16 protein-coding genes are annotated in these 16,549 nt (G+C 63.9%); 11 read left to right on the plus strand and 5 right to left on the minus strand.

What is annotated here, in order from left to right:
* Window positions 1-64: 64 nt before the first annotated feature.
* Together FJ425_RS27310 and FJ425_RS27315 are read left to right on the plus strand one after the other, a co-directional pair.
* Complete coding sequence (locus FJ425_RS27310) at window positions 65-1,048, plus strand: AraC family transcriptional regulator (protein ID WP_140727333.1); 984 nt, start codon at window positions 65-67, stop codon at window positions 1,046-1,048.
* Between the two features lie 60 nt (window positions 1,049-1,108).
* A complete protein-coding gene (locus FJ425_RS27315) occupies window positions 1,109-2,320 on the plus strand; it encodes an MFS transporter (protein ID WP_140727334.1) in 1,212 nt (403 codons plus the stop codon).
* A gap of 91 nt (window positions 2,321-2,411) precedes the next feature.
* Here FJ425_RS27315 and FJ425_RS27320 read toward each other — a convergent pair whose 3' ends face one another.
* Complete coding sequence (locus tag FJ425_RS27320; RefSeq protein ID WP_140694886.1) at window positions 2,412-3,308, minus strand: LysR substrate-binding domain-containing protein; 897 nt, start codon at window positions 3,306-3,308, stop codon at window positions 2,412-2,414.
* Between the two features lie 260 nt (window positions 3,309-3,568).
* On the opposite strand from FJ425_RS27320, the gene FJ425_RS27325 reads away from it, so the two are divergent.
* From FJ425_RS27325 to FJ425_RS27355, 7 genes are read left to right on the plus strand one after another with little or no spacing between them, the layout of a single operon-like run.
* Window positions 3,569-5,083: a leucyl aminopeptidase gene (locus tag FJ425_RS27325; RefSeq protein WP_140727336.1), complete on the plus strand. Its 1,515-nt coding sequence runs from the start codon at window positions 3,569-3,571 to the stop codon at window positions 5,081-5,083.
* A 38-nt stretch (window positions 5,084-5,121) separates the two neighbouring features.
* Window positions 5,122-6,039 (plus strand): proline iminopeptidase-family hydrolase, encoded by a 918-nt coding sequence (locus tag FJ425_RS27330; protein ID WP_140628209.1) that lies wholly within the window; start codon window positions 5,122-5,124, stop codon window positions 6,037-6,039.
* Window positions 6,040-6,043: 4 nt separating this feature from the next.
* Window positions 6,044-7,699, plus strand: coding sequence for an ABC transporter substrate-binding protein (locus FJ425_RS27335; protein ID WP_140727338.1), 1,656 nt, complete (start codon window positions 6,044-6,046; stop codon window positions 7,697-7,699).
* Window positions 7,700-7,738: 39 nt separating this feature from the next.
* On the plus strand, window positions 7,739-8,755 hold the full coding sequence (locus tag FJ425_RS27340) for an ABC transporter permease (protein ID WP_095765265.1): 1,017 nt from the start codon (window positions 7,739-7,741) through the stop codon (window positions 8,753-8,755).
* Complete coding sequence (locus FJ425_RS27345) at window positions 8,755-9,726, plus strand: ABC transporter permease (RefSeq protein WP_140627694.1); 972 nt, start codon at window positions 8,755-8,757, stop codon at window positions 9,724-9,726. The genes FJ425_RS27340 and FJ425_RS27345 overlap by 1 nt, the downstream gene beginning before the upstream one ends.
* Complete coding sequence (locus FJ425_RS27350) at window positions 9,723-10,682, plus strand: ABC transporter ATP-binding protein (protein ID WP_140727340.1); 960 nt, start codon at window positions 9,723-9,725, stop codon at window positions 10,680-10,682. Before FJ425_RS27345 ends, FJ425_RS27350 begins: the two co-directional genes overlap by 4 nt.
* 8 nt (window positions 10,683-10,690) lie before the next feature.
* Window positions 10,691-11,680 (plus strand): dipeptide ABC transporter ATP-binding protein, encoded by a 990-nt coding sequence (locus FJ425_RS27355; RefSeq protein ID WP_140727342.1) that lies wholly within the window; start codon window positions 10,691-10,693, stop codon window positions 11,678-11,680.
* Between the two features lie 37 nt (window positions 11,681-11,717).
* Here the strand turns inward: FJ425_RS27355 and FJ425_RS27360 are convergent, their stop codons facing one another.
* From FJ425_RS27360 to FJ425_RS27375, 4 genes are all read right to left on the minus strand, one after another.
* On the minus strand, window positions 11,718-12,272 hold the full coding sequence (locus tag FJ425_RS27360) for a hypothetical protein (protein WP_181176074.1): 555 nt from the start codon (window positions 12,270-12,272) through the stop codon (window positions 11,718-11,720).
* A gap of 99 nt (window positions 12,273-12,371) precedes the next feature.
* Window positions 12,372-13,454, minus strand: a complete 1,083-nt coding sequence (locus FJ425_RS27365) for a TIGR01620 family protein (RefSeq protein ID WP_140727346.1) — start codon at window positions 13,452-13,454, stop codon at window positions 12,372-12,374.
* Window positions 13,451-14,923, minus strand: coding sequence for a YcjX family protein (locus FJ425_RS27370; protein WP_140727348.1), 1,473 nt, complete (start codon window positions 14,921-14,923; stop codon window positions 13,451-13,453). The genes FJ425_RS27365 and FJ425_RS27370 overlap by 4 nt, the downstream gene beginning before the upstream one ends.
* Window positions 14,924-14,986: 63 nt before the next feature.
* Window positions 14,987-15,490: a histidine phosphatase family protein gene (locus tag FJ425_RS27375; RefSeq protein WP_140542774.1), complete on the minus strand. Its 504-nt coding sequence runs from the start codon at window positions 15,488-15,490 to the stop codon at window positions 14,987-14,989.
* Window positions 15,491-15,736: 246 nt separating this feature from the next.
* Here FJ425_RS27375 and dksA point away from each other — a divergent pair, with 246 nt between their 5' ends.
* Both dksA and FJ425_RS31725 read left to right on the plus strand, forming a co-directional pair.
* A complete protein-coding gene (gene dksA, locus FJ425_RS27380; protein WP_095765270.1) occupies window positions 15,737-16,153 on the plus strand; it encodes an RNA polymerase-binding protein DksA in 417 nt (138 codons plus the stop codon).
* 28 nt (window positions 16,154-16,181) lie between these two features.
* Window positions 16,182-16,355 (plus strand): hypothetical protein, encoded by a 174-nt coding sequence (locus tag FJ425_RS31725; RefSeq protein ID WP_181176076.1) that lies wholly within the window; start codon window positions 16,182-16,184, stop codon window positions 16,353-16,355.
* The last annotated feature ends 194 nt before the right edge of the window (window positions 16,356-16,549 follow it).

Consider the following 16,549-nt stretch of genomic DNA (forward strand, 5'->3'; position numbering starts at 1 on the left):
GGGTAGGGTGCCGTGGAAGCGGCCTCCGCTTGCCTGCCGGACGTTCGGCATATACAATAGCCGAATGCCTGACTATTCGTCCCGCCCGCCCCTACATATCCCGATGGATGCGCTCAGCGAAGTCCTACAGGACTTTCGCTTGAGTGGGGTCAACTATGGCCGCTGCGAGCTCCGGCATCCATGGAGCATCGCCTTTCCGCAACAGAAGCTGCTTCGCTTTCACTTTGTCGGCCAGGGTCCATGCTGGATCTATACCGAAGCGGAAGGCTGGCAGGAGTTGCGCGACGGCGATCTGGTGCTGCTGCCGCAAGGCATCGCCCATCGGCTGGCCAGTGCGCCGGACGTTGTCGGCGACTCGCTCGAGAGTTGCCATGTGACCAAGTTGGGGAGCAATGTCTGTGAGGTGGTGCGGGAAGGGACGGGCGCGACAAGCACCCTTTTCTGCGGCTCCATGGCCCTGGGCGCCTATGCGCTCAATCCACTGATCACGTTGATGCCATCAATTATCAAAGGGTGCGATGTGGCCGGCAACGATCCGGTCGTCGGTCCTTTGCTGGCGGCTATGACGGCCGAGGCCGCGCAACCGCAGATGGGCAGCGCCACGATTCTGTCCCGTATGGCGGACTTGCTGACGGCCCGGCTTATCCGCTGCTGGGTCAATTGCACTGGAGCTTCGACCACCGGGTGGCTTGCAGCCATCCGTGACCCCCATATCGGCCGCGCGCTGGCAGCCATGCACCGAGACCCCGGCCATAACTGGACCCTGGAAAGCCTTGCCGGCCTGGCAGGCCAATCGCGCTCGATTTTCGCCGAGCGCTTCAGCGCTGTGTTAGGGGAGGGCGCTGCCCACTATCTCGCCCGTCTGCGGATGCAACTTGCCCGCGAGCTTCTCGGGCAAAACGGCCTGTCGGTTGCCGAGGTCGCTACCCGTTTGGGCTACGATAGCGAAGCATCCTTCGCGCGCGCGTTCAAACGCATCACCAATGTCTCGCCAGGCGTTGTGCGTCGCACAATTCCCGGACGAACGGACATGAATTTCGGATTATAAGGTACATATCATCCGAGAAGACTCGTCTATTGAAGACCTCCAGACTTTGGAGATCTTTCAGTGACAGACACAACATTACAGCTTGAAGACGCGGCGATAGACCTCGACGACGCCGCGCCGGCCCCGTGGAACGCAGCCACCTGGTTTGCGGTCATTTCATTGGCGGCCACCAGCTTTGCTCTGGTCTCGGCCGAATTCCTGCCGGCAGGCCTGCTGACGCCGATGGCGCGGGACCTCGGCATCAGCGAAGGAACCGCCGGACAGGTCGTCACCGCCACGGCTTCGGTCGGCGCGGTGACGGCCATGTTGAGCAATGTTCTCATTGGCCGATTGAACCGCAAGACCGTGCTGGTTGGCCTCAGCGCCTTGGCGGTCGGTTCCAACCTCCTTGCCGCGCTGGCGCCCAATTTCTGGCTGTTGCTGCTGGGCAGGGCCGGGCTCGGAATCGCTCTCAGCGCATTCTGGGCACTCTCGGTTGCCGTCGTGGCCAGGCTGGTTGGCGCCAACGCGACAGGTCGGGGCATGGGCATCGTCACCCTCGGCGTCTCGCTCGCCACCATCGCCGCCCCGTCAATGGGAGCGTTGATCAGCGACTGGCTGGGTTGGCGCAGCGCCATGGCCATGACAGCGGGGCTGGCCGTAGTTGCCATGCTGCTGCAATTGCTGAGCCTGCCGACCTTGGCTGCGACGGCCAGCAATAGTCTGGCTGACGTATTTCGGCTGACACGGCGGCGCGGCATTCAACTCGGTATGCTGGCCATTCTTTTGCTGATGACGGGGCATTTTGCCGGCTCTGTTTATGTGCGCCCCTTCCTCGAACACGTGACGCTCCTCGCCACCGGGCCAATTGCCCTGGCCCTGCTCGGATTTGGCATCGCGGCTGTGATCGGCAACGTCGCTGGCGGCCGTATGGCCGACGCCAATATCCGCATGGCTCTCGTGGGCACCGCCGTGTTGATGGCGTTTTCGGCGCTGGCACTGGTGCTTTGGGGCGTGCACATTGGCGTCGCCTTCGGATTCGTCGCGCTTTGGGGATTGGCCTTCGGCATGGCGCCGGTCGTGCTGCCGACCAACCTGTCCCGCGCGGCACCTGATGCGCTGGAAGCTGCGGGTAGCCTGATGGTCGTCTCCTTCCAGGTTGCCATCACCATCGGCGCGGTTGTCGGCGGCTATGTCGTGGATACCCATGGCGCCACGGGACCTTTGACCCTTACCGTCGTTCTTGCCATGGCGACAGCCGCGCTGGCACTCCTACAGCCTCGCGGCGACTGAACCTTGCTCCGGCTGACCTGGGCAGCCTATATCCGGATCGCCGCGACGTTGCCGCCGCCTTTTTCTTACGCGGCGCTTCGGAGGAGACGCGCTACGCGATACCCATCGCGCGCTTATGGTCGGCGATCTCGGCGAGCAGCCAGTCCTGGAACAGGCCGGTGCCTGGCTTGTTTCCGATGCTGCGGCGCTGGTGCAGGTAGATTCCGGCGGGATAGGTATGGCGGGCGCTGAACGGGGCGACAAGCTTGCCTTGCTGCAAAAGGTCCTGCGCCATCATGGTGTCGGCCAAAGCGATCCCCGCGCCGTTTATCACCTCGCGCATGATCAAGGTGCAGTCATCGAGCGTCGTGCTGGATTTGGGCGTGGCGTCCAGAACGCCTTCCTGCTCCAGCCAGCGCCGCCAGCGCATGCTCTCGCATTCGTGGATCAGGTGATGATTGACGAGATCGGCGGGCGTTCTGAGCGGCACCGGTCCCTCAAGCAGCGACGGCGCGCAGACCGGCGTCAGAACCAGCGGGATCAGCAGCGTCAGGGCCGGGCCGGCCTTGTAGACGAACTCGTCGACAATGGCCAAATCGAAGTTGGCGCGCTTGCCCGATGTCGAGATCTCCAGGTCCACGGACGGATGCAGCTTGCGGAAATTCGGCAGCCGGTCCGCCAGCCAAAGGTTCAGGACCGCCGGCACGCAGAGCACCCTGACCCGCTGGGTCCTGCCGTGACCATGGACGAAGCTGACATCGTCGGTGGCGCGCCAGATGGCCTCGAATGCTTCGGAGAGGCCGCGCGCATAATATGAGCCCCTGATGGTCGGTGTGATCTGGCGAAAGCCGCGCTCGAACAGATCCTGGCCAAGGTTCTTCTCGAGCGCGCGGATGTGGCGGCTGACGGCCGAAGGCGTCAAATGCAGCTCCTCGGCTGCATCCTTGATGCTGCCGAGGCGCGCGGCGGCCTCGAAAGCGCGCATGCCATTGAGTGAGGGCAGGGCCATTGGCCAATCATGAAATGTCAGTTGAGTTTTTGTCAATCGACTTGGGCAAAATTGGCGTTTGATCGCCCGGCCGGTTCGGGGATACCCAAAAGGCAAGAGCGACCAAGTCGCCGTCAGAATACAATTATTTGGGTACTCCGATACCATTCCCCAACGGCGCGAACCGGCCTGACCGGTTTCCACCGGGGACCGGCGAAGCTTTGCGTATGATGTCAAGCTGAGCCTCGGCGGGGCGCCCCAGAATGGGAGAACGAGCTTTTATGCCTCAGTCGCCGGTGCCGGTCTTTGAAGCGGCTGACGAGATTTCCGCGGAAGCCTCGGTCGTCGTGATCCTGCAAACCGCTCAAACAGGTTTTGGGCCGCGGACAGGGGCACTCGATGCTGAAATGGACGGGATCTTGTCCCGCGCGTGTTCCGAGCCGGGCGCGCTTGAGGAGTCCGGCGCCTGTGTCGATGTCATCGCCCCCAAGGCCATGTCGGCCCGGCGCGTGGTGGTGCTGGCTTTGGGCAATGCCTCGGCTGTAACCACGCTTTCCCTGGCGCGGGCCGGCGGTTTGCTTGCGGCGCATCTGGAAGGCAAGGGCGAATGCGCGGCCACCCTGATGCTGGACCCGCTCGCCGGTGTCGACCTGCCCGCAGCGGAAATACTGGCGCGAGTCGCGCTCGGCATGCGGCTGCGGCGCTATCGTTTCGACCTGCGCAACCGGCGTCAGGGAGCCGGCGCCGACCGCACTTTGCGGGTGCAATTGATCGGCGCGGCCGGCCCGGAGCTGAAGGCGGCGCTGGCGCGGGTCAATGCCATCGCCGACGGCGTCGAATATGCGCGCACCCTGGTCAACCTGCCGCCGAACCATCTCCACCCCGACAATTTCCATGACCACCTGGAGCCGCTGCACGAGGCCGGCATCGATGTCGAGATCCTCGACACGGCGCGGCTGAAGGAGCTCGGCATGAATGCGATCCTGGCCGTCGGCTCCGGCTCGGCGCGACCGCCGCGCGTCGCGGTCCTGCGCTATCGCGGCAAGGGCGCTCCCGCGCAGCCGCTGGCTTTCGTCGGCAAGGGCGTCTGCTTCGATTCCGGCGGCCTGTGCATAAAGCGCGGCGAGCAGATGTTCGACATGAAGGCCGATATGGGCGGCGCGGCCGCCGTGGTCGGCCTGCTGATCGCGCTCGCCCGGCAAGGCAGTCCGGTGCATGCCGTCGGCGTGCTCGGCATTGCCGAGAACATGCCGTCCGGCACCGCGCTCAAGCCGCGCGATATCATCACGACGGCGTCGGGGCAGACCGTGGAAGTGTTCGACACGGATGCGGAAGGCCGGCTGATCCTGGCCGACTGCCTCTATTATGCCGCTTCGCGCTTCAACCCCTCGGTGATCGTCGACCTTGCCACGCTGACCTATTCGGTGATGCGCGGCCTCGGCTCGGTCTTCGCCGGCCTTTTCAGCACCGACGACACCATCGCCTCGCGCATGATCGCGGCGGGGGAAAAGGTCGGCGAGCGGTTCTGGCAGCTGCCGCTCGACCGGGCCTATGACGAGGGGCTGCAATCGCCCTTCGCCGATATCCGGCATCACGCCAAGGACATGGAAGACGGCGACGCGCCCTATGCCGCGGCCTTCCTGCGCAATTTCACCGAAGACCGCCCCTGGGTGCATCTCGACATAGCCGGCAAGGAAATGGCCGACAAGGACCGGCCGCTGGGCCGGGAGGGCGCCACGGCCTTCGGCGTGCAGATGCTGGAAGAATGGGTGCAGTCCGGCCGGGCGGCGAACTAGGCGGCAACGAAATGTCTTCAACCACTGAGGGAGCCGGGATGCCGTCCGAGATCGTCAGCAAGGAAGGGCGGGCCGGCTTCGGCGCCTACGAAACCTGGTACCGGATCAGCGGCGCGCTCGATGCCGGCAAGGCCCCGGTCGTGATCCTGCATGGTGGGCCGGGCGCCGCCCATAATTACGTCGACGCCTATAAGCTTCTTGCCAGGGACGGCCGCGCCGTCATCCACTACGACCAGTTGGGCTGCGGCAATTCCACCTTGCTGCCGGAAAAGGGCGCCGATTTCTGGACGCCCCAACTCTTCATCGATGAGCTGGAAAATCTCGTCGACCATCTCGGCATCCGCGGCGGCTTCCATGTGCTGGGTCAAAGCTGGGGCGGCATGCTGGGTGCCGAATATGGCGTGACCCGGCCGAAGGGCCTGAAGTCGCTGACCATCGCCAATTCGCCGGCGTCCATGAAGCTCTGGGTCGAGGAAGCCAACCGGCTGCGCGCCGATCTGCCCCAGGACGTGCAGGACACGTTGACCCGTCACGAACAGGCCGGCACGACGGACGATCCGGCCTACCAGGAAGCGACGATGCGGTTCTACGAACAGCATGTCTGCCGGGTCGTGCCGTTCCCGCCCGAGGTGACGGAAACCTTCGCCCAGATCGTACGCAATCCGACCGTCTACAATGTGATGAACGGGCCGAACGAATTCCACGTCATCGGCACGCTGAAGAGCTGGAGCGTCATCGACCGACTGTCGGCCATTGAGGTTCCCACACTTCTCATCTCCGGCCGTTACGACGAAGCCACGCCCGCGACCGTGCAGCCCTTCAAGGACGGCATCAAGGGATCGCTCTGGCAGATATTCGAGCATTCCAGCCACATGCCGCATGTCGAGGAGCAGGAGCTCTGCATGCGTGTGGTGGGAGACTTCCTGGACGACAACGACAACAGAAAAGGGGAATGACGACATGAAGAAACTGCTTTTGGCGGCCGCGGCATTGCTGGCCGGCTCGTGGCTCGCTCCGGCGCATGCCGAATATCTCAAGGAACACCGGGGCGGCACCATTCGCCTTCTCGCCCGGTCGGCGGCCGGAACGCTCGATCCGCACATCAACTACACGGACCAGGGCTGGCAGATGTACCAGCCGATCTATGACGGCCTGGTCGCCTTCCGCAAGGCCGAGGGCGTCGAGGGTTTTTCGATCGTTCCCGACTTGGCCGAGGCGCTGCCTGAGGTCAGCAATGACGGCAAGACCTTCACCTTCAAGCTGCGCAAGGGCATCAAGTTCTCCAACGGCCAGGACCTCGGCGTGAAGGACGTCGTCGCCTCCTTCCAGCGCATCTTCAAGATTTCCGGGCCGACCTCGGGCACCTTCTATGCCGGCATTGTCGGCGCCGACAAATGCCTGGCCGACACCAAGAGCTGCACGTTGGAAGGCGGCGTCGTCGCCGACGAGGCGGCCGGCACGATCACTCTCAATCTCATCAAGCCGGACGCCGAGATCCTCTACAAGCTTGCCTTGCCGCATGCCGTGATCTTGCCGTCGGACACGCCGGCCGAGGACATGGGCTCCAAGCCGATCCCCAGCACCGGCGCCTACATGATCTCGGCCTTCGATCCCAACAAGGGCATGACGGTTTCCCGCAACCCCAATTTCAAGCAGTGGAGCGAGGAAGCCCAGCCGGACGGCTATCCCGATGTCGTGCAGTATGATTTCGGCCTCTCGGAAGAGGCAGCCGTGACGGCGATCCAGAACGGCGAAGCGGACTGGATGTTCGACGCGCTGCCCAGCGACCGCCTCGGTGAGCTCGGCAGCAAGTCCATGGACCAGCTGCATATCTCGCCGCTTTCAGCTTGGTGGTACGCGCCGCTGAACACGCGCATGGCTCCGTTCGACAATGAAAAGGCGCGCCAGGCCGTCGCCTATGCCGTCGACCGCAACACGCTGGTCAAGCTGTTCGGCGGCAAGGTGCTGGCTTCGCCGGTCTGCCAGGTCCTGCCGCCGGACTTCCCCGGACATGAGGACTATTGCCCCTTCACCAAGAACCCGGGCGCCAAATGGTCGGCTCCGGATGTCGAGAAGGCCAAGCAGCTCGTCGAGGAATCGGGCACCAAGGGCCAGAAGGTGACCATCATCGTCGAGGATACCGCCATCTCGCGGTCGATCGGCGTCTATCTGCAGAGCGTTCTGACCAACATCGGCTATGTCGCCGACGTCAAGCCGATCTCGTCCAACCTGCAGTTCACCTATATCCAGAACACCAACAACAAAGTGCAGATGTCCGTCACCCAGTGGTACAAGGATTACCCGGCGGCGTCGGACTTCCTGAACATCCTGTTCAGCTGCGCTTCCTATCGCGAAGGCTCGGACGCCTCGATCAACATTTCCGGCTTCTGCGACAAGGACATCGACGCCCAGATGCAGAAGGCGCTGGACCTCGGCGTGACCGACCAGAAGGCGGCCGACAAATTGTGGGCGGCAATCGACAAGCAGGTCACCGACAAGGCGCCGGCGGTCGGGCTGTTCACGCCGAAGCGGCTTGATTTCGTCAGCAAGCGCATCGGCAATTTCAAATTCAACCCGCAGTTCAACTGGATTATCACCCAATCCTGGGTGCAGTAAGGGGCCTGGGTCCAGTAACGAACCGCGGAAACACATATCGTGTCCAGCCAAGTCGCCGCCATGCCGCGCAAGACGCGAGGGCCCTGGGCCGTCGCGTTTGCGAAGCTGGCAACGGACAGGGCCGCCATGGCGTCCCTGGCCGTGTTCCTCATCATCGTTCTCGCCTGTTTCAGCGCGCCGCTTTACGCAAAATGGGCGGGCACGGACCCGTTCGCCTCGACGCTCGACGCCGTCATCCAGATCGACGGCGCCGACGTTCCGGTGATGGAACAGTCGACCGAGGGGCTGGGGCTTGGCTACACGCCGATCGGTCCGACATGGCGGCTCGGCAATTATTTCCTCGGCGCCGACAGCCAGGGCCGCGACGTCATGGCAAGGTTGCTCTATGGCGGCCTGAACTCGCTTTTGATCTCGGGCGCAGCCACCATCTTCACGCTGATCGTCGGCACGATGGCGGGACTGATCGCGGGTTATTTCGGCGGCATCACCGATACGGTGCTGTCGCGCTTGCTCGACGTGCTCTGGGCGTTCCCGATCTATCTGCTAGCGATTTCGCTTTCCATCGTCACCATCGCGCAAGGCATCGCGATCGGACCGATCGAGATCCAATCGGGTAGCCTATGGTTGCCGATCATCATCATAGGTATCGTCTATATACCCTATGTCGCGCGCCCGATACGCGGCCAGGTCCTGGCGCTGCGCCACAGCGAGTTCGTGTTCGCCGCGATCAATCTCGGCGTGCCGGGCTGGCGCATCCTGTGGCGCGACATCCTGCCCAACATCACCACCACGCTCATCGTCTTCGTGCCGCTGATGATGGCGCTGAACATGCTGACGGAATCGGCGCTGTCGTTCCTGTCGATCGGCGTGCAGCCGCCGGCCGCGAGCTGGGGCACCATCATCCAGGACGGGCAGGCGCTGCTCTATACGCGACCGCTGGTGGCGCTGGTGCCTGGCCTGGCGATCGCCGTTTCCGTCATGGCTCTCAACGTCTTCGGCGACGGCCTGCGCGATGCGCTCGACCCGCGCTCCAAGGTCCGGTTGGGGCGCGACTGATGTTTTATGCCATCCTTCGCCGCTTCGGCCAGATGCTGTTCGTGATGTTCGGCATCTCGGTCATCGTCTTCCTGATCTTCTTCGCCACGCCCGGCGCCGATCCCGCCGCGCGCATCGCCGGCCGCAACGCTTCTCCCGAAGTGCTGGCCGCGGTTCGCCACAGCTTCGGCTTCGACCAGCCGCTCTACGTGCAATACACGCGCATGATGGAGAAGATATTCGTCACCGGCGACCTGACCTCCTTCGTCAATCGCGGCTGGAAGGTGGTGCCGGCCGTGCTGGATTCGATCCCGGTGACGCTTTCGCTGGTGTTCGGCGCCGCGGTCCTGTGGGTGGTCGTCTCCATCATCATCGGCATCGTCGCCGCGGCCACCCGCGACAGCTGGCTGGACAAGCTTCTGATGGCGCTGGGCCTGCTCGGCATTTCCATGCCGGTCTACTGGCTGGGCGAGGTGATGAACCTGATCACCCAAAGCCGCTATCACGACAGCTGGGCGTTCTCCTGGGTGCCGCCGCTCGGCTACAAGAATTTTTCCGACGATCCCAAGGGCTGGTTCCTGACGTTGGTCATCCCATGGATCACGCTCGCCATCCTCTATATCGGCATTTACGGGCGCGTGCTGCGCGCGGCCATCATCGAATCCATGCAGGAAGATTATATCCGCACCGCCCGCGCCAAGGGCCTGTCGGAGACCCGCATCCTGTTTCGCCATGCGCTGCGCACCTCGCTGATCGCCTTCGTCACCCTTTTCGGTCTCGACTTCGGCGCGCTGGTGGGCGGCTCGGCCTTGCTGACCGAGGTCGTGTTCGGCCTGCACGGCATCGGCAAGCTCACCTATGACGCGCTGCAGAATCTCGATTTGCCGATGATCATGGCGACGGTCATGTATGCTTCGATGTTCGTGGTGATCGCCAACGCGGTCGTCGATTTCGTCTACATCCTTCTCGATCCGCGCCTGAGGGCATCATGATATTGTCGGTGCGCGATCTCAAAGTCTCCTTCCGCACCCATGACGGGCCGGTGCGCGCCATCGACGGCGTTTCCTTCGACCTCGAGGAAAGCGAGATCCTCGGCGTCGTCGGCGAATCCGGCTCCGGCAAGACGGTGTCGCTGCTCGCTGTGATGGGGCTTATCACCGACCCGAACGCCACCATCGAAGGCTCGATCCGCTACAAGGGCCGCGAACTGGTGGGACTGCCGACGCGCGAGCTGAGGCGCCTGCGCGGCAACGAGATCGCGATGATCTTCCAGGACCCGATGACGGCGCTGACGCCGGTCTACACGATCGGCTGGCAGATCGCCGAGCAGATTCGGGCGCATCGTGGGTTAAGCAAGTCCAAGGCGATGGAGCGCGTCGAGCAGTTGCTGGCGGAGGTGAATTTTCCCAACCCGCACGAGGCGATGTCGCGCTATCCGCACCAGCTTTCCGGCGGCATGCGGCAGCGGGCGGTGATCGCGATGGCCTTGTCCTGCGATCCGGCGCTGCTGGTGGCCGACGAGCCGACCACCGCGCTCGACGTCACCGTGCAGGCCGGCATTCTCGACCTCGTGCGCAAATTGCGGGCGAAGCACAAGTCGGCGGTGGTCTTCATCACGCATGACATGGGTGTGGTCTCCGAGCTCGCCGACCGCGTCATGGTCATGTATGCCGGCCGCGTGGTGGAGCGCGGCACCCGCACGGAGCTGTTTTCCGATCCGCGACACCCTTATACGCGCGCTCTGCTCGGCTCGATCCCGCCGCTGACCGGCCAGAAACCGCGCCGCCTGCCGGCCATCCCTGGCTCGCCGCCGTCCTTGCTGCGGCTGCCGCAAGGCTGCCCCTTCGGCCCGCGCTGCCCGGTCCGCTACGAGCCTTGCGATGCCGGCAAGCCGGGTCTCGGCGCGAGCGCGCATGCCGCCGCATGCTTTCGGGTGGCACAAGCATGAGCGAGTTGATGACTGACACAGGTCGCCCGATCCTCGAGACGCGCTCGCTGGCAAAACGCTTTTCGATCGGCACCCGGTTTTCCGCCGAAGGCAGGCGGACCGTCCACGCGGTGGACAACGTCTCGCTGACCGTGCGGCGCGGCGAGACTGTCGGCCTTGTCGGTGAATCAGGATGCGGCAAGTCCACGCTGGCGCGCTGCCTGGTGCGGCTCTACGACATCACCGACGGCAAGCTTCTGTTCGAAGGCGACGACATCACCGCGAAGTCGCTGTCCGAGCTCAGGCCGCTGCGGCGGCGCCTGCAAATGGTCTTCCAGGATCCCTCGGCCTCGCTCAATCCGCGCCGGCGCGTCGGCGATCTCGTCGCCGAGCCGCTGCGTATCCACGGCAAGGTTTCGGCCAAGGAGATGGCCGCGCGGGTGGCGGAGTTGTTCGAGCTGGTCGGGCTGTTGCCGGACCATATGATGCGCTATCCGCACGAATTCTCCGGCGGCCAGCGCCAGCGCGTCGGCATCGCGCGGGCGATCGCGTTGAACCCCGACCTTGTCGTGCTGGACGAGCCGGTCTCCGCGCTCGACGTGTCGGTGCAGGCCCAGATCGTCAACCTGCTCGCCGATCTGCAGGAGAAGCTGAAGCTCACCTATGTGTTCATCGCCCACGATCTCTCCGTAGTGCGCCAGGTCTCGACGCGCATCGCCGTCATGTATCTCGGCTCGATCGTCGAGGAGGGCCCGGCGGAGGAGGTCTTTGCGACACCCGCCCATCCTTACAGCCAGGCGCTGATCTCGGCGGTTCCCATCGTCGAGACGACGCCTGCGGGCGCGCGCAAGCGCATCATCCTCACCGGCGACGTGCCGAGCCCGCTGAAGCCTCCGTCCGGATGCCGCTTCCATCCGCGATGCCCGATCGCGGCGGACCGGTGCCGTTCTGAGCGGCCGGAACTGAAGGAATATCGTCCGGACCGCAAAGTGGCCTGCCACTTCCCGACTTTGACCTGAACCGTCTTGGAGCGGGTGGCGGACGCGGGCTGCCGGATCAGTTCTTGGCGATGGCGCCGACTTCGACCGAATCGACCCGCTTCAGGCTCATGCCGATCACCGGCACCAGCTGATTGTCGACGCGCACGGCCACCGTCACGGTCATCGAATTGCCGTCGGGCACACGCGCCTGCATGACACCGTTCAACTGCTTGCGGTTGATGGTGAAGACGACCTTCTGGGCGTCGACGACATTGCCGCCGACAATGTCCATGCCGCTTTCAGTCGAGCCGCCCATGAAGGTGCCCCGATAGCCATCGCGCCCCTTGCGCTCGACGCTGGCCGACATCTTTTGCGTGAACACGCCGACCCTGCAGCCGCCGTCAAGCGTCATGCCGAGCTTGCTGGCGGGCGTCGAGCCATTGAAATCGCAGGTGAATTTGGTGCCTTTGTACTTGCCGGCGATGATCTCGCCAGGGCCGACCCATCTGCCTTCGACGGAGCGGAAAAACTGCTTGTCCGGCTCTGCGCCAACGGCCTTTTCGACGACGCCGAGCGGCGCGGCAATCGTAATGGCGGCAGGCAGGACGCAGGACAGGATTACGCTTCTCATCGACGACACCCGGCACGAAAGAGTCTATTCTTGGGACCGGACCGACCATGCAGAAGATTGGTTAATGCTTCGTCACCCGCGGTGGGTCGCGCGTTTACCTTATCGGTCGTCCTGGCCGTTCTTTCGTGCCGCGAACGACGTCAGCGCCGAGAGGAAATCGCCAAGGCCCGGGCGCTTCACGGCGATGAACGGCAGGGGGCGGGCGGTTTCCATCGCGGCGATGCCGATGCGCGCCGTCATCATGCCGTTGACGACGCCTTCGCCAAGTTTTGCCGAGAGTTTTGCGGCAAGCCCATGGCCGACGATCTGCTGCACGAAACTGTCGCCCACCGCGATCGAGCCGGTCACCGCCAGATGCGCGAGCACGCCGCGCGCCAGCCGGAAGAAGCCGAGCGTCCCTGGGCGGCCGCCATAGAGTTCGGAGAGGCGCCGGATCAGCCGCCCGGCCTCGAACACGACATAGGCGATGTCGACCAGCGCGCGCGGGCTGACCGCCGTTATGAGGGACACGCGTTTCGCCGCCTCCAGAATCATGACTTTGGCGCGGGCATCGAGAGGCGACAGGATCTCGGTCTCGGCCAGCCGCACCAGATTGGCGCCATCGATGATCTCGCCGCGCAATTCGGCGAGCGAACGGCGGCCGGCGGCGGTCTCGGGTTTTGCGGCGACGAAAGCCGAGAGCTCGTCGACCAAGGCGCGCGCCGCCTTGGGGTCGTCGCGCGCCACGGCATCGAGGGCCCGTTTCTGCATCTTTTCGACTTCGGCAAGGCGGGCGATGGCGAGGAATTCGCGGATCAGGATGACGAGCAGCGAAAGCAGCGCGAGCGCCGCCATGCCGGCCGCCAACCAGCCGAGCCATTCGGCGCGCGCGAACAGGTCGCGGATCAGCTGGTCGGCCCAAAGGCCGACCGCCAGCGAGACGAGCACGCCGAGAGCGCCGAAGAACAGCCGGGAAAGCAGCGAACGCTTTCTCGGTGCTGTCGCCGGCGGCGGGACCGCGGCCTCGACATCCGGCTCGTCGAAGATGTCGACTTCCGAGGGGATCACGACCGCTAAATCGCCCCTCGCGGCACGTGGCCTGCGCGCCGGCGGCTCCTCTGCGGCGCTATTTCGCTGTGGTTGCGGCGGCGCTTCGGTCTCAGGCTCGATGCGGAAGGCCGCCGGTTTGCGGGACGCGGTCATGCCAGATGATCTCCGATAAGGAACTGTAGCGCGCGGTCGAGCCGGATATGCGGCAAGGACAGCGTGACGCCTTCGGCGGTGCGTTCAAGCTTCGGCGGGCGGAAACGCACGAAGCGGATCGCCGGTTCGGCGCTGTCCGCCGGCGATCCGGAAATGTCGAACACGGCATCCACCTTTTCCGGCAAATCGCCCGGGAAGATGGCGGTTTCGGTCTTTCCGTCGAATGTCTCGCCGTTGATCGTCTCGCTTTTCAGCGGCATGCCGATGATGACGGGGAGTGTCTCTCGCCCCTGCTTCACCGTGCCTTCGCGGGTCGAGCGAACGGCGGCCATGGCGACGACATCGACGGCTGCGCCGCTGAAATTCGCCCGCGCGACGGCGCGGTCGGTCAGCCGGCGCACGATCGCCTGCAGCCGGTCATGGCTTTCGTGGTGCAGATGGTCCGCCTTGGTCGCGGCCACCAGGATGCGGTCGATGCGGCGCGAGAAGAAGTCGGTCAGGAAATTGCCCCGTCCGGGCCGGAAGCAGGACAGGATCTCGGTCACCGCGCGCTCCAGATCGGCCATCGCGGCCGGGCCGGCATTGAGCGCCTGCATGGCGTCGATCAGCACGATCTGCCGGTCGAGGCGGGCGATGTGCTCGCGAAAGAACGGTTTGACGACATGCGTCTTATAGGCCTCGTAGCGGCGCTCCATCATCGCCCGCAGGGATCCGGAGCGCGGCCGGCCTTGCGACAGCGTCAGCAGCGGCGCGAAGGTGAGCGCCGGCGAGCCTTCGAGATCGCCCGGCATCAGAAAACGGCCTGGCGGCAGCGTCGACAGCGCGCGGTCGTCGAGCTTGCACGCCTTGAGATAGGCGGCAAAGCTTTCGGCCAATCGCCGGGCGGTCATCTCGTCGGCGTCGGCATCGGGATCGATGGTGGAGGCCAACTCAAGCCAGGCCTGCGACAGGTCGCAGCGGACGGGCAGGGCGGCCAACTCGACCGCCTCGCGCGAAAAATCGGCGAAGGATTTGCCGAGCAGCGGCAGGTCGAGCAGCCATTCGCCGGGATAATCGACGATGTCGACCGACAGTTTTCCAGCGGAAAACAGACGATTCCAGCCGGAAGCCGACTCATATTCGATGGTGAGCCGGAGCTCGGAGATGGCGCGCGTAGAGTCCGGCCAGACGCGCTCGTTCACCAAAGCCGCGACATGATCTTCATATTGGAAACGCGGAACGGCATCGTCCGGCTGCTCCTCGAGGAAGGCGCGGGCGATGCGGCCGGATTTCTGCGCCTCGAACAGCGGCAGGCGACCGCCATGGATGAGATTGTGGACGAGGGCGGAGATGAACACCGTCTTGCCGGCGCGCGACAGGCCGGTGACGCCAAGGCGCATTGACGGAGAGAAGAGCCCGGCGGCGCGGCCCGACAACGTGTCGAGCGCAATCCTCGCCTCGTCGGTAAAACTGGTCAGCGATGATGCCAAATCAGGCCTCTGGTTGCGCGTCAGCGCCCGATATAGGCCCTGGGCCGTGCGTTTGAAATGGCCTCAGAGGTCGGCCGGCGTGAGAAAAGCTTCGAGATAGCCATTGCCCTGCGCCGCTTCGGCAAGGTTGCCGGGAAAGCGCACCACGGCAAGGCCGGAGGTCGGAAAACCATGATTCATCATGCCGCGCGCCGCCTGCTCGCCATTTCCGGACACCGCCATGGCCAGATCTTCGGTCATGGGGTTGTGGCCGATCACCAGAAGCTGGCCGGCGTCCCGATTTTTGCGGATGATCTCCAGATAGCCGGCCGCATCCTCGCTGTAGAGCGTATCGAAGAACAGCACCCGGCCGGTGTCTGTGCGCCCCGCCAGGCCTTCCAGCGTCTGCCTGGCCCGCTTGGCGCTGGAGCAAAGGGTGACGTCCGGCACATAGTTGCGGGCCCGCATGGCCTCTCCGATCGCTTCGGCATCGGCCATGCCCGATTCGTCGAGCGGGCGGTCGAAATCACGCATGCCGGGCAGCGCCCAGCCGGCTTTGGCATGCCGCAACAGATAAAGTCTGCTCAACCGGACCCCCATGGCGCTGCCTTCGTGACAAAGCGCGATTAGTCACCAGAACGATGTCATGCACAATGGTCGGCCGGCAACTGCAACGAATCATGTGCGAATTCGTTTTCTGCCGTTGAACAACGTTGTCGCCGGAGTTGCCGATGCAAGACTAACAATTGCGTGAAACTGTCGTCGATAGCGCTTGTGCAGGCTCTTTTCCCCGAATATATAGGCGCCAAATTTTGGGGTTGTTGGGTGAGTCGAATGAACGATATCGTTACCGCCAATTACGTACCCTCCGAAGACGAGCCGTTCATGAACGAACGACAAAAATCGTACTTCCGTCAAAAGCTTATCACCTGGAAGAACGACATTCTGCGCGAAGCGCGCGAAACCCTAGAAATCCTGCAGCAGGAAAACGCCAATCATCCCGATCTAGCCGATCGCGCCTCCTCCGAAACCGACCGTGCCATCGAATTGCGCGCCCGCGATCGCCAACGCAAGCTCATCTCGAAAATCGACTCCGCGCTCCAGCGCATCGACGAAGGCACCTACGGCTATTGCGAGGAGACCGGGGAGCCGATCGCGCTGAAGCGGCTCGATGCGCGTCCGATCGCGACGTTGTCGATCGAGGCGCAGGAGCGCCATGAACGCCGCGAGAAGGTCTATCGCGACGACTGACGCGATCCAACAGGCAGGAACATCGAAAATGGCCGGAATTCCGGCCATTTTTGTTTTCGGTGCTCAAGGGCGCGGAAGGCTTGCCTCCGCCGGCAAGCTGCCGTTAAAGCGCTTCACGGTTTCACCATTTCACGGAAATGGCGAACCGCTCTTTGTTTTTACGCAATTCCAGACGGAAGCTACGGCGAAGCCGCAAGCCTAACCGCGCACACTTTCCCTAGTTCCCCGATAAGCGATTTCGAAGGTTGCGGTCTGTCTTGGTGTGAGATTTTCCGCTCATGTCCGTGAAAGTCAGCGCAAACGCCGGGGATTGGTTGATCCGCCCCAACTTCGTCATTCTATGGCGGAGCAAGGAGCGAAGCGACGCGCGCAGACCATAGAATCCATTCCGTGACT

Origin of the sequence: Mesorhizobium sp. B2-7-2, from assembly GCF_006440775.1 — a bacterium.
In the GTDB taxonomy this organism is placed as follows: domain Bacteria; phylum Pseudomonadota; class Alphaproteobacteria; order Rhizobiales; family Rhizobiaceae; genus Mesorhizobium.